Source organism: Streptomyces sp. NPDC001532, from assembly GCF_040298625.1.
GTDB lineage: Bacteria > Actinomycetota > Actinomycetes > Streptomycetales > Streptomycetaceae > Streptomyces.
In genome coordinates, this window is sequence record NZ_JBEPAL010000014.1 from 138463 (window position 1) to 159760 (window position 21298).

22 protein-coding genes and 1 pseudogene are annotated in these 21298 nt (G+C 72.3%); 3 read left to right on the forward strand and 20 right to left on the reverse strand.

Annotated elements, in window-relative coordinates; translation table 11 throughout:
• From ABT232_RS16025 to ABT232_RS16120, 20 genes are all read right to left on the reverse strand, one after another.
• A complete protein-coding gene (locus tag ABT232_RS16025; protein ID WP_351840510.1) occupies positions 1–1191 on the reverse strand; it encodes an NAD(P)/FAD-dependent oxidoreductase in 1191 nt (396 codons plus the stop codon).
• Positions 1188–1418: a ferredoxin gene (locus ABT232_RS16030; protein WP_450871641.1), complete on the reverse strand. Its 231-nt coding sequence runs from the start codon at positions 1416–1418 to the stop codon at positions 1188–1190. The genes ABT232_RS16025 and ABT232_RS16030 overlap by 4 nt, the downstream gene beginning before the upstream one ends.
• Complete coding sequence (locus ABT232_RS16035) at positions 1415–2302, reverse strand: TIGR03621 family F420-dependent LLM class oxidoreductase (protein WP_351840511.1); 888 nt, start codon at positions 2300–2302, stop codon at positions 1415–1417. The genes ABT232_RS16030 and ABT232_RS16035 overlap by 4 nt, the downstream gene beginning before the upstream one ends.
• Before the next feature lie 38 nt (positions 2303–2340).
• Positions 2341–2949, reverse strand: a complete 609-nt coding sequence (locus ABT232_RS16040) for an NADPH-dependent FMN reductase (protein WP_351840512.1) — start codon at positions 2947–2949, stop codon at positions 2341–2343.
• A complete protein-coding gene (locus ABT232_RS16045) occupies positions 2946–4154 on the reverse strand; it encodes an MFS transporter (RefSeq protein WP_351840513.1) in 1209 nt (402 codons plus the stop codon). Before ABT232_RS16045 ends, ABT232_RS16040 begins: the two co-directional genes overlap by 4 nt.
• The gene (locus tag ABT232_RS16050) at positions 4147–5163 is read right to left on the reverse strand and encodes an LLM class flavin-dependent oxidoreductase (RefSeq protein ID WP_351840514.1); all 1017 of its coding nucleotides are present in this window, start codon (positions 5161–5163) and stop codon (positions 4147–4149) included. Before ABT232_RS16050 ends, ABT232_RS16045 begins: the two co-directional genes overlap by 8 nt.
• Positions 5164–5165: 2 nt before the next feature.
• Complete coding sequence (locus ABT232_RS16055) at positions 5166–5333, reverse strand: hypothetical protein (protein ID WP_351840515.1); 168 nt, start codon at positions 5331–5333, stop codon at positions 5166–5168.
• A gap of 40 nt (positions 5334–5373) precedes the next feature.
• Positions 5374–7302 carry an SDR family oxidoreductase gene (locus ABT232_RS16060; RefSeq protein ID WP_351840516.1) on the reverse strand — a complete coding sequence of 643 codons (1929 nt, stop codon included), beginning with the start codon at positions 7300–7302 and terminating at the stop codon, positions 5374–5376.
• Positions 7299–8237 carry an aromatase/cyclase gene (locus tag ABT232_RS16065; RefSeq protein WP_351840517.1) on the reverse strand — a complete coding sequence of 313 codons (939 nt, stop codon included), beginning with the start codon at positions 8235–8237 and terminating at the stop codon, positions 7299–7301. The genes ABT232_RS16060 and ABT232_RS16065 overlap by 4 nt, the downstream gene beginning before the upstream one ends.
• Positions 8238–8274: 37 nt before the next feature.
• A complete protein-coding gene (gene fabG / locus ABT232_RS16070) occupies positions 8275–9057 on the reverse strand; it encodes a 3-oxoacyl-ACP reductase FabG (RefSeq protein WP_351840518.1) in 783 nt (260 codons plus the stop codon).
• Between the two features lie 34 nt (positions 9058–9091).
• On the reverse strand, positions 9092–9361 hold the full coding sequence (locus ABT232_RS16075) for an acyl carrier protein (protein WP_351840519.1): 270 nt from the start codon (positions 9359–9361) through the stop codon (positions 9092–9094).
• A gap of 14 nt (positions 9362–9375) precedes the next feature.
• Positions 9376–10605 carry a ketosynthase chain-length factor gene (locus tag ABT232_RS16080; RefSeq protein ID WP_351840520.1) on the reverse strand — a complete coding sequence of 410 codons (1230 nt, stop codon included), beginning with the start codon at positions 10603–10605 and terminating at the stop codon, positions 9376–9378.
• Entirely contained in the window at positions 10602–11882 is a 1281-nt protein-coding gene (locus ABT232_RS16085) for a beta-ketoacyl-[acyl-carrier-protein] synthase family protein (protein WP_351840521.1), read from the reverse strand. Before ABT232_RS16085 ends, ABT232_RS16080 begins: the two co-directional genes overlap by 4 nt.
• A complete protein-coding gene (locus ABT232_RS16090) occupies positions 11882–12205 on the reverse strand; it encodes a TcmI family type II polyketide cyclase (protein WP_351840522.1) in 324 nt (107 codons plus the stop codon). Before ABT232_RS16090 ends, ABT232_RS16085 begins: the two co-directional genes overlap by 1 nt.
• Positions 12206–12238: 33 nt before the next feature.
• Complete coding sequence (locus ABT232_RS16095; RefSeq protein WP_351840523.1) at positions 12239–13702, reverse strand: FAD-dependent monooxygenase; 1464 nt, start codon at positions 13700–13702, stop codon at positions 12239–12241.
• 344 nt (positions 13703–14046) lie between these two features.
• Positions 14047–15228: an acyl-CoA dehydrogenase family protein gene (locus ABT232_RS16100; RefSeq protein ID WP_351840524.1), complete on the reverse strand. Its 1182-nt coding sequence runs from the start codon at positions 15226–15228 to the stop codon at positions 14047–14049.
• A gap of 47 nt (positions 15229–15275) precedes the next feature.
• The gene (locus ABT232_RS16105) at positions 15276–15701 is read right to left on the reverse strand and encodes a MarR family winged helix-turn-helix transcriptional regulator (protein ID WP_351840525.1); all 426 of its coding nucleotides are present in this window, start codon (positions 15699–15701) and stop codon (positions 15276–15278) included.
• A 10-nt stretch (positions 15702–15711) separates the two neighbouring features.
• On the reverse strand, positions 15712–16224 hold the full coding sequence (locus tag ABT232_RS16110; protein WP_351840526.1) for a nuclear transport factor 2 family protein: 513 nt from the start codon (positions 16222–16224) through the stop codon (positions 15712–15714).
• A gap of 244 nt (positions 16225–16468) precedes the next feature.
• On the reverse strand, positions 16469–17749 hold the full coding sequence (locus ABT232_RS16115; RefSeq protein WP_351840527.1) for a helix-turn-helix transcriptional regulator: 1281 nt from the start codon (positions 17747–17749) through the stop codon (positions 16469–16471).
• Between the two features lie 662 nt (positions 17750–18411).
• Positions 18412–18897 carry a nuclear transport factor 2 family protein gene (locus ABT232_RS16120; RefSeq protein ID WP_351840528.1) on the reverse strand — a complete coding sequence of 162 codons (486 nt, stop codon included), beginning with the start codon at positions 18895–18897 and terminating at the stop codon, positions 18412–18414.
• Positions 18898–19063: 166 nt separating this feature from the next.
• Here ABT232_RS16120 and ABT232_RS16125 point away from each other — a divergent pair, with 166 nt between their 5' ends.
• The 3 genes and pseudogenes from ABT232_RS16125 to ABT232_RS16135 all read left to right on the forward strand — a co-directional run.
• Positions 19064–19183 (forward strand): putative leader peptide, encoded by a 120-nt coding sequence (locus ABT232_RS16125; RefSeq protein ID WP_351840529.1) that lies wholly within the window; start codon positions 19064–19066, stop codon positions 19181–19183.
• Between the two features lie 130 nt (positions 19184–19313).
• A complete protein-coding gene (locus ABT232_RS16130) occupies positions 19314–20945 on the forward strand; it encodes an ABC transporter substrate-binding protein (protein WP_351840530.1) in 1632 nt (543 codons plus the stop codon).
• 49 nt (positions 20946–20994) lie between these two features.
• Positions 20995–21298: pseudogene (locus ABT232_RS16135) on the forward strand (ABC transporter permease); the annotation flags it as partial.

Below are 21298 nucleotides of genomic sequence, written 5' to 3' on the forward strand. Positions count from 1 at the left end.
TTATCGGGTGAAGGGGTGGCCGGCGGACGCCGTGAGCAGGGTCCGCGCGGTGCGGGTGCGGCCGGGGCTGTTCCATCCGACGACGCCGGTGAGCCGCCCGCCGGCCTCGACGTGCGCCACGAACCTGCGGTCCGCGACGGAGCCCTCGACGACGCGGACCGCGGCACCCTCGGGCACGCTGCCGTAGACCTGGATGCGCACCTGGAACTGGTCGGACCAGACGTAGGGCAGCGGCCGGTACGCGCCGGAGGCGGCCCCCAGGAGGTGCGCCGCGACGAAGAGGCCCTGCTCGGTGGCGTTCGTACGGTTCTCCAGACGCACCCCGCGCGCCCCGCCGCCCGCGCCGAAGCGGGCGACGTCCCCGACCGCGTACACGTCCTCGCCCGCCCGGCAGTGGTCGTCGCAGACCACACCGTCGTCCAGGGTGAGGCCGCTGCCGGCCAGCCAGCCGGTGGCGGGCCGGGAACCGACGGCGACCACGACGACATCGGCGGGCAGCACGGCACCGGACGCCGTCCGGACACCGGCGACCCGACCCCCCTCACCGGTCAGTCCGGTCACGGACGTCGAGGTGAGCAGCCGCACCCCGTGGTCCGTGTGCAGCCTGCCGACCTCCGCGCCGAGCCGCGGACCGAGCAGGCGCAGCATCGGCCCGCCGGCCGGCTCCACCAGGGTCACCTCCCTGCCGAGGCCGCGCGCGGTCGCCGCGATCTCGCAGCCCAGCACGCCCGCGCCGACGACCACGACCCGGTGCGCCGCCTGGAGCGCGGCGCGCAGTCGCCTGCTGTCGTCGAGGCTCCGCAGGGTGTGCACCCCGGCGAGGGCCGGGCCGGGCAGGCGCCGGGCGTGCAGGCCGGTGGCGAGCACGAGGCTGCGGTAGCCGAGTGTGCCGCCGCCCGACAGGGCCAGACGGCGGCCGCGCGTGTCGAGCGCGACGGCGGCACGGCCCAGCAGCAGCTCGACGCCGAGCGCGTCGAGCTCGGCGGCCGAACGCAGCCGGGCCCGCTCCGGCGGCCAGCGCCCGTCGAGGACCTGCTTGGACAACGGCGGCCGGTCGTAGGGAAGTTCGCTCTCGGCGTCGACGAGGGCCACCGAGCCGGTGAAGCCGCGCCGGCGCAGGCCCTCCGCCACCGCCAGCCCGCCCGCCGACGCGCCGACGATCGCCACTTCCACGTCCACGTCCACGCTCACGCCGGCGCCTGCCGCAGGCGGATGACCGCGGCCGGGCACAGCAGCGCCGCCTCGCGGACGGTCTCGTGGGCCACGGCCGGCGGCCGGGCGTCGAGGAGGACGACGACGCCGTCGTCCTCACGCTGGTCGAAGATCTCGGGCGCCGCGACGACACAGTGCCCGGCGGCCACGCACCGGTCCTCGTCGACCGCGATCTCCAGCGCCGCGCCGTCCTGTGGCGCGCTCATCGCAGCTCCTCGATGACCTTGGCGAACGCCTCCATCTCCGGCTCCAGGACGCTGAAGTAGCTCAGTCCGTACTTCTGCCGCCGCTCCAGCAACTGGTCCGCGCACTCCGTCGGGGTGCCGACGAGGAAGGAGGGCAGTTCGGCCAGCTGCCCCGGCTTCAGATCGAGCTCGTTCTGCCACACGTCGGTGACGGCGCCCGACGCCGCCGACGGCAGCACGCGGTGGATCGGTATGTTCAGCTCCACGTCGCGGGCGCGCTCACCGAGCAGGTCGTGCACGTCCGCGATGCGCCGGGTGATCTCCTCCGGACCTCCCAGGCGCAGGCCTTCGCCGTCGCGCACGGGCGCGGTGGCGGTGAAGCCGACGATGTCGGCGTGCTCGGCGGCCAGGCGCAGCACCCGCGGGCCCCGGCCGGCGATGAGGATCGGGGGCCCCTTCGGCTGGGCGGGCTGCGGGACCGTCTCCGGTGAACCGAACACCTTGCGCAGTTCCCGCACCGTCCGCTCGAGATGGTCGACGCGCTCGCCGGCCGGGATCCAGGGCAGGCCCGCCCGGTCGAACTGCGCCTTGTCGTAGCCCGCGCCGAGGCCGATCTCGAGCCGGCCGCCCGTGTAGTGGTCGAGGGTCGCGATGTCCCGGGCCAGGACGGTCGGCTGGTAGAAGACGGTGTTGAGGACGAGGGTGCCGATCCGGATGCGCTCGGTGGCCTCGGCGACCACGGCGAGCGTCGCCAGCGGCGCCGGCATGCCGAGATGGTCGGAGACGGACACGATGTCGTAGCCGAGCTCCTCCGCCCGGCGTACCTTGGCCACCCACTGCGCCCGGGTGGCGGGGGTGAACACGACGAGGCCGAACCGCAGGGGCCGGTTGTGCGGGCTGGTCACGGGTGAACCCTTCTCTCGCTGGTGGCGACCCGGTCGGGTCAACGCTGGTAGGGCCGCACGGCACGGGCGGTGCGCAGCGCCTCGCCCCACCACACGAGCCGGTTGAGCAGGGTCTTGGCCGCCACCTCGCTGTCCTCGGCGTCGCGCGGGGCGTCGCCGTCGAACCGGTTCCACACCTGGTGGAAGATCAGCTGCTCGCGCAGCGGCACGGCGTGCAGTTCGGTGAAGACATGGCGCAGATGGGAGACCGCCCACAGACCGCCGCTCATCCCGCCGTAGGAGACGAAGCCGACCGGCTTGGCCGCCCACTCGTCGAAGATCCAGTCGATGGCGTTCTTCAGGGCCGCGGGAATGGTGTTGTTGTACTCGGGTGTCACGACGACGAACGCGTCGGCGCGGCCCAGCCGTTCGGCCAGCCGCCGGCGCAGCTCCGCGGTCGCCTCGTCGGGCGGGTCACCGGGGGTGGCCTTCTCCAGCGGCAGCGGATAGTCGGCGAGGTCGACCAGCTCGACCGCGATGTCCTCGCGCGGACTCGCCTGGCCGGCGAACCAGCGGGCGACGGTGGGGCCGAAGCGGCCCTCGCGGACGCTGCCGATGATGACGGCGAGGCGCAACGGCGCCGCCGTGGCGATCGGTTGCTCGGTCATACGGGTGATCCCTTCTGGGAACGGCTGTGCAAGCCGGAGAGCGAGACGACGGTCCCGGCCGCCCCGGCGAGCGCGATGGCGAGCAGCGCGGGCCGGTGACCGGAGCCATGGGTGAGCAGGGCGGCGGCCGTCGGCAGCAGCAGGACGCCGCCGAGCTGGACGCCGGTCTGGTACACGGAGACGGCACTGCCGCGCACCTCGGCCGCCAGCGTGCGGGTGGCCTGGAGGTTCAGTGCCGCGAAGGACAGCACGAAGGCGGCGCCGACCAGCAGCAGACTGGGCAGCAGATCGGCCGCGTACGACCGGGGTGCCGGGCGCAGCAGGAGCAGCAGCTGACCGGCGAGAGCGAGCGCCGCCCCGGCGGCGATGGGCCCGGCCGTGCCGAAGCGCGCCGTCAGCCGTCCGGCGAACGGCACGGAGACCGCGAGCGGGACACAGGCGGGCAGCAGGCCGAGCGCCAGCGCCCAGGGCCCCCAGCCGAACCGGTCCGCCGCCTGGAAGGTGACCACCAGCAGCAGGGCGGCGTAGGTGCCGTTGAGGGTGGCGGCGCCCACCGTGGAGCGCGCCAGGGCGCCGTCCCGCAGGAGCGTGCGCGGCAGCGGGGGCGCATCGCGCCGCTCGGTGCGGGGGACGACCCGCAGGCCCCAGCCGAGCAGCACGAGGGCGACCGGCGCGGGGAAGACGAACGTCCAGTGCCAGCTGACGGGGGTGAGCAGGCCGGACAGCAGCAGGCCCAGTGTGAACCCGGCGGCGCCGAACAGGGAGTAGACCGACACGGCCCGGCGCAGCCGCGGCCCGTCGGGGAAGGCGGCGGCGATCAGCGTCAGACCCGCGGGCGCGGTCAGCGCGGCGCAGGCACCCTTCACCAGGCGCACCACGATCAGCACCCACAGTGTGTCGCTCAGCCCGCCCACCACGGACGCGGCGGCGAACACCAGCAGAGCCGCCAGGTAGCAGCGGCGCAGTCCCCAGCGGGCCGTCAGCCGGGCGGCCGGCAGCAGGGCGGCGGCGAAGCCGGCCGCGAACGCCGTCATCAGCCACTGCACCGCCCAGACTGACACGCCCAGGTCGGCGGCGATCGACGGCAGCGCGACCAGCACCACGGACACCTCGATGGCGTCGAGGACCATGTTGCCGGAGAGCACGAACAGCAGTCGGCCGCCGCCGGCCTTCGCGGGCGCGGGCGCGAGGAGCGGCTCAGCCACGGGCGGGCACCCCGGCGGGTGCGGCCTCGGCGGCGGCCCGTTCGGCGAGCAGCGCCGGCAGCCGCTCACTGATCAGTTCGATGTTGCGGACGACGAGGTCGTCCGGCATGCCCGCGATGCTCGCCCAGAAGATGAGGTGCCGCACCGGCAGGCCGCGGACCCGCTCGTGGATGCGGGCGGCGGCGTCCTCGGGGGTGAGGATCTCCAGCAGGGACCAGGAGCCGTCCTCGGCCGGCTGCTGCGGGAAGTCCTCGGCCTTCAGCAGGGGCGGACGCGGCAGGTCGGTGCCCTCCACCGAGCCCTGACGGTAGGTGTTCATCTGGTGGGCCAGATGCGGGGCGACGCGCGGCCAGGCCGCCTCGGGGTCGTCGGCGAGGATGACGGGCAGCAGATCCGACACCCGGGCGCTGTCCGGGTCGTGGCCGCCCTCGGCCAGCCCTTCCCGGTAGGGGCCGTACAGCTCGTGGTTGATGTGCAGCAGCCCGATGCCGAGCCGGCCGGCCAGGCGGGCGCCGCGCGGACCGTAGAAGCCGCCCCACAGCGGCACCGGCGACTGGAGCGGGCCGGGCGTGATCCCGCCCTCCTCCCACAGCCGTCGGACCTCACGGATGTTGATCTCGACCTGGCGGAACCGGCGGCTGAAGTCCGCGTCGAACAGCTGGTACTCGGGAAGCCGGTAGCCGGCGCCGAAGCCGAGCTCCAGCCGGCCGCCGCTGATGAGGTCGACGAGCGCGGCGTCCTCGGCGAGCTGGGCCGGCTTGTGCAGGTTGGGCAGCACGACGGAGGTGCCGACACGCACCCGGCGGGTCCTGGCGGCGGCCGCCGCCGCGAACGTCAGGGGCCGCGGCAGATAGCCGTCCTCGAAGAGGTGGTGCTCGGTGAACCACACGCCGCCCGCGCCCCGCCGGTCGGCCTCCTCGACGTACTCCAGGGAACGGGCGTAGTGGTCGGCCCACGGCCGGTGCCAGGCTCGGGGGTTGCGCAGGTCGAAGAGAAGTCCGACGTCCATCGTCAGGTCTCCGTTCGCAGCAGGGGCGGGCGGGCGGACGGGTTGCGGCGCGGGGCCGGGGGCCGGCGCAGGGGCGTGGTGAACACACGGACCACCAGGGCGCGCAGATCGCCGGGCTCGTCCGGGTCGTCCAGCAGGCGGTGGTGGTGGGGATACGGCGCGGTCGTCATCGCGGTGCGGTCCTTCCTGTGGGGCGGGCGGGCCGGGCGGTCAGCCGAGCAGGGTCCCGCCGCTGGCGTCGATGAAGGCGCCCGTGACCCAGCGGGCCTCGTCGGAGGCCAGGAAGGTGACCACGTCCGCCACGTCCACGGCCTCGCCGACCCGCTTGAAGGCGGACAGCTGGGCCATCTGCTCCACGGCCTCGGGGATGTCGAACAGCGCGCTGCCGTTGTTGGTGATGCCGGGGGCCACGCTGTTGACGGTGATGCCGCGCGGCGCCAGGTGCCGGGCGAAGTGCAGCGAGAGCTGCTCGATCGCGCCCTTGGTCATGGCGTAGGCGACCTGGTCCGGGCTGGCGAAGCGGGTCAGTCCGGAGGAGATGTTGATGACGCGGCCGCCTTCGCGCAACAGCGGCAGGGCCCGCTGCACGATGAAGAAGGGAGCCTTGGCGTTGACCGCGAAGAGCCGGTCGAACTCTTCGGGGGTGACGTCCTCCGGCTGGACACCGGCCGGGGTGGTGACGCCGGCGTTGTTGACCACGATGTCCAGGGCGGCCTCGCCGATGCGTTCCTTCAGCCCCTGCTCGACGCCGAGGAACAGCTCGTGCACATCGCCCGGCACGCCGAGTTCGGCGCGCACGGCGAAGGCGCGTCCGCCGTCGCCCTCGATCAGCTCCACCGTCTGCCGGGCCGCGTCCTCGTCGGTGGCGTAGTGGACGGCGACCAGTGCGCCCTCCTCGGCGAGGCGCCGGGCGACGGCGCGGCCGATGCCCCGGCTCGAACCGGTCACCAGCGCGGTCTTGTCGGTGAGCCTGCCCATGGTCGAACTCCTTTTCGTCGATGTGGTGGTGGGAGCCGAGGGCCGGGTGAGCGGCGGGGCCGGACGGCTGATCCGGCGGGCCAGACGGCGGCGCACGGACGGGAACTCCAGCAGCTCGGCGAAGAGCCGGCGCGCCGGCTCCACCTCGGGGCCGCCGAGCAGCAGATACGACTGGGCCTGGATGTCGGTCAGGGTGCGGGCGCCGACGGGCCGCCGTACGGCGTCGTAGGCGTCGAGATCGGACGCGGCGAGCCGGGCGCCGAGCTCCGCCGCGTCCTGGAGGCCGAGATTGAGCGCCTGCCCGCCGACGGGCATCTGGACATGGGCGGCGTCGCCGGCGAGCAGCACCCGGCCGCGGCGGTAGCGGTCGGCCTGGCGCCGCCGGTCGTCGAAGGCGTTCAGCCACAGCGGCTCGCCGTGGCCGATGTCCTCACCGGTCACCTTCGACCAGGCCGCGACGACCTCGGCGTAGTGCGGCGGCCCGGCGCGGGCCACGGGCTTCGCGCCGAACACGTGCACCATCACCCGGGTGCTCCCGTCGGGCCAGCGGTGGGCGGTGGCCAGGCCGTGCGGATGGCGTTCGAAGCGCCGGTCGGGGATGTCGAGCCCGGCGACGTCCGCCCGCAGCATCTCGCGCCGCGCGTCGTGCCCCGGGAAACCGAAGCCCGCCGCACGGCGGACGGTGCTGTCCCCGCCGTCGCAGCCGACCACGTAGGAGCAGGCCAGCGAGGAGCGGCGGCCGTCGGAGGCGACGTACTCGACGAGCACGTCGTCGCCGCGGTCGTGCACGGCGACCACCCGCCGGCCGCGCCGCACATCCGCCCCGAGTTCCACCGCCCGTTCCTGGAGCACCGCCTCCAGCCGCTTCTGCGGGCACTTCCACTGCCCGGCGTGGCGGTGGCCGGGGTCCGCCGCCCTCAGGTCCAGCCGCAGTCCGCCGAAGTGGCCCGGGCCGCCGTCGGGCAGGGGGCCGAGCCGGTCGAGGACACCGCGCTCCTCCAGCACCTCCATCGTGCGGGTGTGCAAGGTGGACGCCCGTGACTCGGTCATCGGCTCGACGCGCTGCTCCAGCACCACCGTCGGGACGCCGTGCGTGCGCAGGTCCCCGGCGAGGAGCAGGCCCACCGGGCCCGCCCCGACGACGGCCACGGTCCCGGTCAACGCCCGGCTTCCGCGAACCGCTTGGCGTGCTCCAGGGTGGCCCGGCTGTTGGCGCCGAGCGCGTCCCGCACGAACGTGCGCGCCTCGGCGACACCGGCGTCCGGGCCGAGCACCTTGGTGATGTTGTCCGGGTTGAGCACGACCGTGTGCTGCGAGGTGGCGGTGACGGTGCCGTCGTCGCCGGTGCTGAACTCCCAGTAGCCGGTGTGCAGCGTCATCAGCGCGGGCAGCGTCGTCTGCTTGTACGCGATCCGCTGGTGCGGGAAGCAGACCCGCACCGACTCCGTGGTGTGCGTGGAGCCGTCCACGGCCCGGGTCTCCATGCGCAGCACCTGGAGTCCGGGGGTGTCCTCGGTCAGCGTGACCGAGCCGACGTGCGGCAGCCGCTCCACCCAGCGGTCGGCCTCGTTGACGAAGTCGTACAGATCCTTGGCGGAGCCCTCGACCTGGACCGAGTCCTCGAAGGAGAGCGTCAGCTCCGCCGTCCGGGTGGCCTCCTCGAGGCCGGCCTTCAGCCCCGGGAGCTCCTCACGGCTGTTGCGGTCGACGGCCTCGTCGATCCACTTCAGCCCCTCGGGGTCGTCGTCGACCGCGCGGTAGGAGTGCAGCAGCCGCAGATGCGTCTCCCGCTCCCCGCGCGGCTCGATGACCCAGGTGCCGCTCATCTCGGCGACCGGCGGCGCGGAGACCTCCTGACGGAAGGCGATCCGCAGCGCCTGCGGGTCCAGTTCGCGCCGCGACGTCCAGTTCTTGGCCTCGCCGTTGGCGGTGGCCCAGATCCGGATGCGCTCCTGGTCGCCCTCCCGCTCCAGGTACTCGACGTACACGGAGGGCGGGAAGAGCCGCGGCCAGTTCTCCACCTCGGCGAGCAGCCGGTAGACCTCGGCGGCCGGGGCGTGCACGGTGATCGCGTGCTCGACCTCGCGGACGGTCATCGTGAACTCTCCTTCGTGGCAGGGTGATGGGGGGCGGTCAGAAGTTGCCGAGGCCGCCGCAGACGTTCAGCGCCTGCGCGGTGATGGAGGCGGCGGTGTCGGAGGCCAGGTAGCCGACGAGGCCGGCGACCTCCTCGGGCGTGGAGTAGCGGCCGAGCGGGATCTTGGCCTGGAACTTCTCGAGGATGGCGTCCTCGGTGGTGTCGTAGGCGGCCGCGTAGCCCTGGCGGACGCGCTGGGCCATGGGGGTCTCGACATAGCCGGGGCAGACGGCGTTGACGGTGATGCCGGTCGGCGCCAGCTCGTTGCCGAGGGCCTTGGTGAAGCCGACGACGCCGTGCTTGGAGGCGGAGTACGGCGCGCCGAGGACCACACCCTGCTTGCCGGCGGTGGAGGCGATGTTGATGATCCGGCCGCGGTCCTTGTGGCGCATGCCGCCGGTGTTGAGCACCTCGCGGGTGACCAGGAAGACACTGGTGAGGTTGGTGGCGATGACGTCGTCCCACAGCTCGTCGGCGATGTCGGCGGTGACCCCGCCGCCGCTGCGGCCCGCGTTGTTGACCAGGACGTCGATCGGGCCGAACCGCTCCACCGCGGCCCGCACTACCTCGGCCACCTGCTCCTGGGAGCGCACGTCACCGGTGGTGCCGTCGACGTCGAAACCCTCGTTCTGGAGCTGCTTGACGGTGTCGGAGACCGCCGTCGCGTCCCGGGCGCACAGGAAGACCCGGTGGCCCTGTTCCGCCAGCAGCCGCGCCGAGGCGAGCCCGATGCCGCTGGTGGCCCCCGTGACCAGTGCGACCCTGGTTTTCTCGGTCATGCGTGAGTGTCCTTTCCGGGCGGGCGGAGTGCGGTCAGACGGCGCGGGCGGCCGACAGATGGGAGTTGACGAGGTCGATCAGCGCGCGCGGCGTACGGGCCTCGGCGAAGGCCTCCTCGTCGAGGCTGATGTCGTAGGTGCGCTCGATGCGCCCGGCGGTCTCCAGCAGCGCGAGCGACTCGTAGCCGAGGTCGTTGAAGTCGAGGTCGGCGATGTCGCCGTCCAGGTCGACCTGCTCGTCGGTGCCGGCGGCTTCCAGGAGGATCGTCCTGAGCTCGGACAGGGTGAATTCGGTGGCGGACATGTCGGGGCCTTTCGTCAGTGGGTCGAGGCGTCGGCGGCCTGCACGACCAGCGCGGAGTTGAATCCGCCGTGGCCGCGGGCCAGCACGAGAGCGGTGCGGACCGGGGCCGGCCGCGGCGCGCCGGTCACCAGGTCGATGTCGTAGGCGGGCGAGGCGACGGAGCCGGTGGTCGGCGGGATCACGCCGTCGCGGATCGACAGCAGGGCCGCGGCCAGATCGAGCGGCGCGGCACCGGAGTACAGCCGGCCCGTCGTCGTCTTCGGCGCGGTCACCGGCACGCCACGGACACCGAACACCTTGGTGATCGCCTCGGCTTCGGCCCGGTCCAGCTCGGGCACGGCGGCGGCGTCGGCGAAGACCACGTCGATGTCGTCCGGTTCCACGCCGGCGTCGGCGAGGGCCGATTCGACGGCGTGCTGCAAGGTCGGAGCGCGGTCGCTGCCGGGACGCGGGTCCACCGTGGAGGCGTGGCCGGCGATCTCGCCGTACACCTGGGGCGCGCCGCGCTCGCGGGCGTGCTCCTCCGCCTCCAGGACGAGCAGTGCGCCGCCCTCACCGGGTACGTGCCCGGCCGCGCGTGCGTCGAACGGCAGGTAGGCGCGCTCGGGGTCGTCGGCCGTGCTGAGCCGTCCGCTGGTCAGCTGCGCCACCCATCCCCACGGGCAGATCGAGGCGTCCACCGCGCCGGAGATCACCACGGAGGTGCCCTTGCGGATCTGCCGGCGGGCCTGGGCGAGGGCGTCGAGACCGCCGGCCTGGTCGCTGACGACCACGCTGCTGGGCCCGCGCAGCCCGCCGCGGATCGAGATCTGCCCGCTGTTGACCGCGTAGAACCAGGCGAACGACTGGTAGGCGCTGACGTGCTGGCCGCCCTTGCTCCACAGGGCCTTCAGCTCGTTCTGCCCGAACTCGAAGCCGCCCGAATGGCTCGCGGTGATCACGCCGACGTCGTACTCCGGCAGGTCCGCCGGAACCAGTCGGGCGTCCGCGAACGCCCAGTCGGCGGCGACCAGCGCCAGCCGCGTCATTCGGTCGGTCTGCGGCAGCAGCCGGCCCGGCAGGTGGGCGGCGGCGTCGAAGCCGCTGATCTCACCGGCCAGCCGGGACGGGTACGGCGTCGCGTCGAAGCGGCTGACCGGGCGGATCGCGCTGCGCCCGGCGAGGGTGGCCGCCCAGTACTCCTCGATGCCCAGACCGGTCGGCGCGATCACACCGAGGCCGGTGACGAGCGTGCGCCGGGTCATCGCGCCGCCCGCTCGGGGTCGGCCAGCACGATCGCGGACTGGAACCCGCCGAACCCGCTGCCCACCGACAGCACGGCGTCCGTGAGCTGGTCGCGGGCGGTCAGCGGTACGTAGTCCAGATCGCACTCGGGGTCGGGCGTGTGCAGATTGGCGGTGGGCGGTACGACGTTGTGGACCATCGCCAGCACCGACGCGGCGATCTCGATGGAGCCGATGGCCCCGAGCGAGTGCCCGACCATCGACTTGATGGAGCTGACCGGTGTGCGGTACGCGTGCTCACCGAGGCTGCGCTTGAACGCCGCCGTCTCGTGCCGGTCGTTCTGCTTCGTGCCCGAGCCGTGCGCGTTGATGTAGTCGATGTCGTCGGGGTTGAGACGCGCCTCGTCGAGCGCGACCCGGATCGCCTCCGCCATCTCCTTGCCGTCCGGGCGCAGGCCCGTCATGTGGAAGGCGTTGGAACGCGTGGCGAAGCCCGCGACCTCGGCGTAGATCCGCGCCCCGCGTGCCCGGGCCCGCTCCAGGTCCTCCAGGACGAACACCGCCGAACCCTCGCCGAGCACGAAGCCGTTGCGGCTCGCGTCGAAGGGCCGTGAGGCGTGCTCGGGGTCGTCGTTGCGCGGGGTGGTGGCCTTGATGGCGTCGAAGCAGGCGACCGTGATCGGCGAGATGGGCGCGTCGGTGGCGCCCGCCACCATCACGTCCACGGTGCCCTCGCGGATCAGGTCGGCGGCGTAGCCGACGGCGTCCAGCCCCGAGGTGCAGCCCGTGGAGACGACCGTGGCCGGGCCCTCGGCGCCGACGGCCCAGGCGACCTCCGCCGCGAAGGAACTCGGGACCATGTAGTTGTACAGGTGCGGAACGGCGTAGGTGTGGTCGACCAGTTCGAGCCGGCCGCCGTCGGAGACGGTGCGGTACTCCTGGTCCAGGCCCATGGTGGCGCCGACGGCACTGCCGATGGTGACGCCGGTGCGGCGCGGGTCGAGCTCCTCGAAGACGAGGCCGCTGTCGGCGACCGCCTCACGGGCCGTGACCACGGCGAACTGCGCGGCCCGGTCCATCCTGCGGACCTCCTGGGGCGTCAGGCCGGACAGCTCGGCGTCGAAGTCGACTTCGGCGGCCACCTGCGAGCGGAACGCCGCCGGGTCGAACAGCGAGATGCGACGGGTCGCCGTACGGCCGTCGGTGAGCAGGTTCCAGAACGCCTTGGCGCCCTGCCCGCCCGGCGCGATGACGCCGACGCCGGTGATGGCGACCCGGCGGCGCGAGATGCCGGTCATCAGGCGCTCCATTCGTAGAAGCGGCGGGCCATGGCGTCCGCGGGGGAGCGCCAAGTCGCCGGGTCGTAGGCCTCGATGTACGGCTTCAGGTCGTCGCTGATGGTGATGAAGCGGGGGTCGGACTTGGCGTCCTCGATGCGCCCCGCGCCGTCGTCCGCGTCGAAGTCCTGCAGGTGGAAGTAGAGCCCTCGGTACTCGAAGAGCTGCCGCCGCCGGGTGCCCATCCGGCCGGGCATGTCCGTCCGGTCGAACGCGCCGAAGAGGTCGGCGACGTGCTGGGCGGAGGAGGGCGCCATACGGGCCACGATCAGTGTGCTGTGCATTGTTCTCCTTCTGGGGCTGGTGGTGGTGCGGGTTCAGCGGGCCGGGCCGAACCAGCGCTCCAGTGCTGTCGGCAGGTCGTGGTGGCTGCCGGGCGCGGCCCAGGCGACGTGGCCGTCGGGCCGCAGCAGGACCGAAGTCGTGCCGGCCAGCGGGCTGTCGTCGGGGACCTCGCGGGGTGCGGCGGTCACGAGGTCGACGCGGTCGGTCCACCCGTCGGCGCGCCGGCGGAGCGTGGCGTTGTCGGTGAGGTCGAGCAGCAGTCCGCGTCCGGAGCGCAGCAGCCGGGTGCTGGTGGTGCGCTCGGTGCCGCGGTCCAGGGCGAGTTCGGGAAGGCGGGCGCCCAGCAGCGGGTGGCGGCCGCCGCCGACGTCGTAGCGGATGTCCAGTCCGCTGACCCGGCTCGCCAGATGACGGGTGACCTCGGTGTGTTCCAGGAGCTCGGTGAGGACCTCGCGCACGGGCGTCACCTCGTCGCCGCCGAGGATGAGCAGGCTCTGCGCCCGGGTGTTGGCGAGCAGCCGGCTGCCGACCGGATGGCGCTCGGAGTGGTAGGTGTCCAGCAGCGTCTCGGGCGCCGTGCCCCGGACCACCGCGGCCAGCTTCCAGCCGAGGTTGACCGAGTCCTGGACGGAGGTGTTCATGCCCTGGCCGCCGGCCGGGAGGTGGACGTGGGCGGCGTCGCCCGCCACCAGCACCCGGCCCCGCCGGTACTGCGTGACCTGGCGGGCGGCGTCGGTGAAGGCGCTGACCCAGACCGGTTCGGCGGCGGAGATGTCGGTGCCGGTCAGGCGCTTGAAGACATCGGCGACCTCGCTGAACTCCGGGGGCGCGGTCCGCCGGGCCGGGGGTGTGCCGCGTTCGGCGGCGATGATCCGGGTGATGCCGCCGGGCAGGGGCGCGATCATCACCAGACCGTCCGCGGACGGATCGGCGGTCATCTTGGGCGCGAGGTCCACTCCCCGGAGGTCGGCGAGGTACAGCTCGGTCGTCGCGGGGGTGCCGGGGAAGTCGAAGCCGGCCAGCGTGCGGACCGTGCTGCGGCCACCGTCACAGCCGACCACGTACCGGGCTCGCAGCGGGCGCTCCGCGCCGGCGACGCCGACCGTCACGCCGTCGGCGTCCTCGGAGAGCCCGGTGACCTCCTGGCCCCGCCGGATGTCGGCGCCCAGCTCCCGCGCCCACGACTCCAGCACGGCTTCGGTGCGGGACTGCGGAACGGTGCGGGCGGCACTGTGCGCGGCGCCGAGGACGGTGAGGTCGAGCGGGAGCCCGCCGAAGTGGCCGGCGTCGCTGGTCTCGATCTCGCCGAACCGCGGCAGCAGGCCACGCTGGTCGAAGACCTCCATGGTGCGGACGGTGAGGCCGATGCCGCGGGACTCGCCGGTGCGTTCCGCCAGGCGTTCGAGGACGAGGACGTCCACGCCCGCCAGGCGCAGTTCCCCGGCCAGCGTGAGTCCGGCGGGTCCGGCACCGACGACGATGACGGAAGCGTCCATGCGTGTCTCCTCTCGGGGCGTGCGTGCGTGCGTGCTTGCTTGCGGCGTGCGTGCTTGCTGGGAGGGGCGGAAGGGGTGCGGGTGCGGCGCGCGGGGGAGCCGGGTGCGGGCGGTGGGGGCACCGGGTGCGGGCCGTGGGGGAGCCGGGCTCGGGCCGTGGGGGAGCCGGGCTCGGCCTGTGCGGGTGGGGTGGGCGCGAGGTGCGGCGGCTGCGAGGTGCGTGGCGGCTGTGAGGTGTGCGGTGGCCGCGAAGGTGCGGTGGCCGCGAGGTGCGTGGCGGCCGCGAGGGTGCGGCGGGCGCGAGGTGCGCGGTGCGGGCGGGGGCGTGGTCGTCCGGCGCCGGCTCAGAGGTAGGCCGTGTTGGGAGCCAGCCCGCTCAGGGACCGGCCGTACAGCTCGATGTTGACGCCGGGCGTGATCATGGCGTGCAGCGAGGCCGCGTGCAGGTCCCGCTGGATCCGGACGATGGGTGTCTCCTTGTGGATCGACGAGCCGCCGCTCGCCGCCGCGAGGATGTCGACGGCCGCCTTGGTCTGCCGGGCGATCCAGCCGATCTGCACCCGCGCGGCGACCCGCTCCTGCGTGCTCCACGGCTCACCTCGCGCGACCTTGCCGGCGATGAGCTCGGTGAAGTGCCGGGCGCGCAGCTCCGCGTCCTCGACGAGCAGTGCGGCCTCGCCGACCTGGAGGTGGGTCAGCGGCGCGTCCCGCTGGCTGGGGTAGTCGGTGTACGTCAGCGGGCGTCCGGGAAGCCGTTCCAGGAAGCTCGACAGGGCGTACCGGGCGGCGCCGATGAACTGGCCGCTCTGGATGGCGTTGGTGGTGACGAGCACGGGGACGCGGTAGTGCGCCTTGGGGGCGTTGATCCGCGACTTGGAGACGTTCTGGTAGAAGTCCGCGCCGGTGATCACTCGGTGCTCGGGAACGAAGACGTCCTCCGCGACGGTGGTGACGCTGCCGGAGCCCTGGAGCCCGATGGTGTGCCAGTCGTCCTCGACGCGCAGGTCGGCCACCGGGACGAGGCAGAAGAGCGGGACGCTCCGCTCGTCCGGGTTCTCGGGCAGGGCCACGCTGATCTTCCACTGGCTGTGCAGGACACCGCTGTTGAACCGCCAGCTGCCGCTGAGCAGGTAACCGCCCTCGGTGGGCCGGACGGTGCCGGTCGCCGCGGTGGTGCCGCTGATGCGGACATGGGGGTCCGAGAACAACTCGTCGAGTGCCTCGTCGGGCCACAGGGCGGCCATCCAGCCCAGCGAGGCGTAGACGGAGAGGCAGAAGGCGACCGAGCTGTTGCCCTTGGCGATCTCGGCGAGCACGTCGGTGAAGGTGCGCGCGTCCGACTCGTAGCCGCCGTACTGCGCGGGGACCTGCATGCGCAGCAGGCCCGAGTCCTCGATCGCCGTGACGACGTCCTGCGGCAGTCGCCGGTGCTCGTCGATCCACAGCGACCGTGAGCGCAGCAGCGGCACCAGCTTGGCGGCGGCGTCGACGAGTTCCTCGCGGGTCGGGGCGGCGGGGTGGGGCATCAGAACCTCCGGCGGGTGCGGCTTCGGGTCAAAGACGGCACGTTTCGCTACTCGCTCTCGAGATTCGCTGCGATGCGGGCCAGGACGTCGTTCGCGGCGAGGAATTCGGCTTCGGATATTCCGACGAGGGAACGGGCGGCGTGCGCGTTGACAAGCTTCTCCGCGCGTTCGTGGGCCGCGGCCCCGGAATCGGTGAGGGCGGCGGTTCCCGCTGTCACCACGACCCATCCGCGACCCGCGAAATCATCGATGACGCCCTGATATGTGGTCTCGCCGTCCACCGCCAGGAACGGTGCGAACGCGGCATCGATATCGGCGGCCTTGTCCACGCCGATACTGATGGCGTGCAGCACCTGCCACTGGCGCCGGTTCAGGTTCTCCCCGGCCAGCGCCCGGCCGGTCGCCTCGTCGAAAAGCCGGTGCAGATGCAGAAGCCAGTAGCCGAGCCGCTTCGTCGTGTTCTTCTGAAGCAAGGGAATTCCCTCAATCCTTCTCGGGCGCCGTTTTGCGCACCAGGCCCTCGGAGTGCGGGAGAACCCAGTACAGGTCGAGTTCGATGCGCTCGAAGAGCCACCGGCCGTCCTCGCGGACGTAGGTGTCGGTGAACCTGCCGGCCACCCAGGCGCTCTCGTCGTCGAAGACCACGCGCTCCTCGAAGTAGCTGACGCCGGTGGCCCGGTCGCCGGAGACCTCCACGTCATGGCCGTGCACGAACTGCTTGACCAGCAGCTGGGAGCCGGGCTTGTCCTGCTGGATGAGGTCGGGGAGCGAGGTGAAGTACTCCTGGATCGCCGCCCGGCCGGTGACCTGGCCGAGGTGCTGGTAGTCCAGGTGCGCCGACCGGGAGAACAGCTCTCCTATCCGTGCCCACTGCCCGTCGTTGATACGGCGCGGCAACTCGGACCGCAGCCGGTTGAGTTCCCGTACGTCCTCGAGTTCCTGTACGCGTTCGACGAGCTTTTTCACGGTCTCCGCGAGATCCGGCTGATGTGCCATGGACGAAGAAACCCCCTCTGTCGTGGACGGCTGTCGATCCGTGCTGTCCTGCCATTCGAGGCTCGCATCTCGTTAAGTCCACGTACAGAGGTGCCGGTGAATCCTACGGTCGAACCGTAGGGTTCTCTGCGGTGCTCCCACGGTGCCCGTGGGAATGCGAACGCGCCGCCTCCTGGTGGGGGAGACGGCGCGTCGCGGGACGTATACCCATATCAGGACGTGCCTCTATCAGGACGTACCCGTATCAGGACGGTGGTGTACTCAGTGCCGAATACAGCTCTCGCCGGCCGGAGATACCGAGTTTGCGGTAGACGCTCGACAGATGGAACTCGACGGTGCGTACCGCCAGGAAGAGGGTTTCCGCGATCTGCCGATTGCTGTATCCGGCCCGGGCCAGTTCGCTGATCCGCAGTTCCTGACTGGTCAGCTCGGGCAGGTCCTGCCGCTCCAGGGCCGTGCTGAGCCGGTCCCTCCACAGGCCGGCCCGGCACTCGCGCGCGACCGCGCAGGCGGCCTCCAGCCGGGCGCGGGCCGCCGCCGGGTCGCCGCGCTCACCCTGCACGACCGCCAAGTCGTGCAGGGCGTGCACGAGTTCGCCGCGCGCGTGGGCGAGGTCGAGGAGATCCACGGCCTCTTCCAGCAGGGCGACGGAACCGTTGTCCCGGCCGGCCATGGCCACCGCGTGCAGGGCCAGGCCGACGCCGCGCGGGGCGCCCCAGGTGCGGGCCGCGGTCAGTTCGTCGCCGGCCAGCGCGAGGGCCAGGTCGTGCCGCCGGGTGGCGAGAGCCGCGAACGCGGCCCGTGAACGCCAGGGGACGACCGCCGGGTTGGTCACGCCCTGCGCGGTGAGGACCCGTCCGCAGGCGGTGAAGTCGGCCAGGGCGTGCTGGAACCGGCCGGTCGCCATGTGCAAGGTCCCGCGGGCCGCCAGGACGTACGCCAGGTCGGGCAGATCGGGCTCCAGGCGGTCGGCCAGATCGTGCGCCAGCAGCACCTTGTGCGCGGCGTTCGTCTCACCGGCCAGGACATGGGACTCGACCAGCCAGGCGACGGCCAGCTGCGTCAGAGGCGCCGGCAGACCACGGACCAGGGCCTCGCCGAGCAGGGCCGCCGACTTGACGCCGTCACCGGCCAGGAGGCTGATGCGGGCCCGCATCAGCGTCAGCAGCGCCTGGTGCTGCGGAGAGCGCGACCACCGCGGGTCCAGGGCCAGTTGGCGGCACTCGGCACGCGCCAGGACCAGGTCGCCCGTGTACAGCAGGGTGACGATCGCCAGCCACATGCAGTACGCGTGGCCGCGCCGGTCCTGGGCGTCCAGCACCGTCCGGATCTGTTCGTGGACGAGGGCGCGGCGCACACCTAGATTGGCCAGTTCGAGGCTCTGGAGCGACAGGCACACCTCGTCCGGCGGTATTCGCTCCTCGTCGTCGGATTCCAGGCGCCCCGGTATATGGATCGCGGACCCCTCCCGGAAGGGCCCCGCACCGCTGCCCGTCCAGCCGGTGGTGTGCAGCGTGCTTGTCATGATCTCCCCCTCGACTCTGCGTACGGATGCCTGTCCGGGCGTGCCCGGTCCAGCTCCAGCGGTGCCGCTGCCGAGGTGCCCGCACGTCATCCATGGCTCGTAGGCGGGATGAGGTTCGCGAAGGAGTGGGTGCGGCGAGGCGATCGCCGACTCGTGAGGCTTCCGCCGGGCTCAAGACCGGACGGCACTGTCCGGGGCACCGGGCGGGGCGCAGTGGCACAGCATGGACGAGGACACGCTTGCGGCAGGACCTAATCGACCGTACACGCTGAACGTTGCTGCAATGTCAAAAACCGGCCGCTCGCCTTTGGTGGGTCCGTCGCCGGTTTCCCGCACCTGCCGCACACCCGTTGAAACGTGAATGTTGCCACAGTGGCTCAGGGGGCGGACGCCCCGTTCCCGCACGAGGCCGGAAAAGGGGCGGCCGGCCCCGCCGGGGAATGTGTGACCGATGTCCCCGAATCACTGTCACCGAAGTGTCCGAATGAAAGTCACCGGTCTCTGTGAATATCCGTCACCGAAGTCCCCGAATGCATGTCACCGGATTCCCCGAATGCATGTCACCGGAGTCTCCGAATGCATGTCACCGAAGTGTCCGAACAGGTGTCACCGATGTGCGGGAACACCGTCACCGGTGTCCCGGACAACGTCACCGCACACCTTCAGAAAGGGCCCCGGCCCGCGGCGACCAGCCCCGCGACGGGCGCGACGAAACGGCGGCTGATCAGCCAGCGGCCGTCCTCCTGCTCGAAGTCGTCCTCGACGAGCCCCACCACGGTCCAGTCCGCGGGCCGGTGCCGCCCGTCGACCGTGCGGGTGGCGCTCCAGTGCCAGACCGTGGCGTAAGCCTGCACGTGAGGCCTGCCGTCGGTCCACTCGATGAGGGTCTGCCCGAGGACATGGGCGACCGTCGGTTCACGCCGCGGGACCCGGCCCGCGGACATGAAGGAGGTGAATTCGTCCCGTCCGTGGAAGCGCTGGACGGGCCCGGGCATCACGTCGTACTCGATCAACGCGTCCTTGGTGAAGCAGTCGACCAACTGCTCGTACCGGCCCGTGTCCACCAGCCGGAAGAACTTGTAGAACGTGCGGTAGATCTCCCGCTCCGCCTCGATCGTGGCCAGAAGATCACCGTTCAAGGAGGTCATGCTTTTCCTTTCCGACGCACCGGTCAATGTTCCGCTCATGATGCCACGCGGCTTCCCGGCGGAAGAAACAAGCCATTGACGGCAGTTGTCGCCCCCGGTTACGGTACGCCCATTATCGGGTGACGCCGGTTCGATCCAACAGGGATCCAACGGGAGGGGAAAACAGATGCGCAGCGCGCTTTTCCCCGCCCGTGGCACCGCGTTCCTTCCCGTCGAGACGCTGTTGTCGTCCCGTCGCCACATCGATCTGCAGCGCGTGAACAGCGCGGTGTGTCCCACCGCCTGAATCCGCCTCCCCGCGGCCCCTCTTCCGTGCGCCTCCCGGCGCCGGGCCCTGACGCGGTCCCGCAGAGCCACCTCCCGGCAGTGCTTCAGATCCGCCCTGCCCTCGTCCCGTCCCGCAGGAGACACCACCCGTGAACAAGGATCGCCGACGTCCCTCCCGGTCGTCCTCGGCCCTGGCCCTGGCCCTGACGCTCCCTCTCGTCGCCTCGCTCAGCGCCTGCGGCGGCGCCGCGTCCGGCAGTTCGGACGCCGACGCCGGTCCGCCCGTGACCGGCGGCAGACTCACCTTCGCCGTCGCCACCGACGCCGGATGCCTCGACCCGCAGCAGGTCGGCAGCAGCGACACCCTGTACGCGCTGCGCCAGACCGTCGACTCGCTCACCGACCAGGACCCGTCGACCGGACGCATCGTGCCCTGGCTCGCGAAGAGCTGGGAAGTCACCGACGACGCCCGGACCTTCACCTTCCATCTGCGCTCCGGCGCCACCTTCAGCGACAAGTCACCCGTCGACGCGGAGGCGGTCAAGAAGAACTTCGACGCCATACCCGAGCTCGGCGGACTGGCGATCCTGGCCCAGGGCCACCTCAACGGCTACCGCGGGACGAAGGTCATCGACAAGTCGACCGTCCAGATCACCTTCGACCGGCCCAACGCCCAGTTCCTGCAGGCCACTTCCACGCCGGCGCTCGGCCTGGTCTCCGCCGCCGACACCGCCCGCACCCCTCAGCAGCGCTGCGCCGAAGGCGTCCACGGCTCCGGGCCCTTCACGGTGTCCGCCTACCGCCAGAACCAGAACCTCACCCTGAAGAAGCGCACCGGCTACGCCTGGGGCTCCGCCGCCTGGAAGAAGAAGGGCGAAGCGTACCTCGACACCGTCGAGTTCACCGTGGTCGCCGAATCCGGGGTGCGCGCCGGCAGCCTCGGCTCGGGACAGGTCGACGTGATCGCCGGAGTGCGCCGCCAGGACGAGGCCGTGCTGCGCCGCGGCGACGCCCGCGTCGTACGACGGGCCAACCCCGGTGTGGTGTTCAACCTCGGCTTCAACAACGCGCGTCCGCTCACCAAGGACGCCCGGGTCCGGCAGGCGGCCCAGGCCGCGATCAACCGGTCCGAGATCGCCGCGGCCGTCTTCCCCACCGGCACCCGCGCCGCCACCAGCGTCCTGTCCCGCACCACTCCCGGCTACACGGACCTCTCCGAGGACCTCGCCCATGACCCCGCCAAGGCGAAGTCCCTGCTGACCGAGGCCGGCTGGACCGAGGGCAAGGACGGCATCCGCACCAAGGACGGGCAGAAGCTCAGCCTGACCGTGGTCACCTTCAGCAACGCGGGCTCCTACCGCTCCGCCCTCGAACTCGTCCAGCAGCAGCTCAAGGACGTCGGCATCGAGCTGGTCATCAAGCAGCTCCAGGTCACCCAGTTCCCGCAGACCATCCAGACCGGCGACTACGACGCCCTGTGGGGCGGCGACCTCACGCGGGCCGACCCCGACGCCCTGCGCACCCTCTACTCCACGCACCAGATCAACTCCTACCGGCTCCCGGCGGGCGAACTCGACACCGTCCTGGACGACCAGGCGGCCACCACCGACACCGCCGAGCGCGACAAGCTGGTCGCCCGCGCCCAGCAACTCGTCGTGCGGGCCGCGTACGTCCTGCCGATCGTCGACCAGGAGGCCCTGATCGGCGTCTCCGGCCGCGTCCACGACCTGACGCTCGGCGCGTCCGGCGGAGTGCGGCTGCACGACACCTGGAAGAGCTGACCTCCCGCCGGCCGCGTGGGACACCTCGCGTGAACACCAAAGGACCACGATGACTCGGTACGTGCTGTGGCGGCTCGTGCAGTCCGCCGGCGTGCTGTGGGCCGCGTACACCCTGGCCTTCGTCCTGCTCGACCTGCTGCCCGGCGACCCGGTCGCCGCGATGGCGGGCGCGGGACTGAACTCCACCCAGGTCACCCCCGAGCGGCTGGCCGAACTGCGCACGGAGTACGGATTCGACCGGCCGCTCCTGGAGCGCTACACGACCTCCCTCGGACACGCGCTGCGCGGCGACTTCGGCGACTCGGTCGCGTGGGGGCGGCCGGGGGGCGGCCCCCGCGCCCGAGCGGGACAGC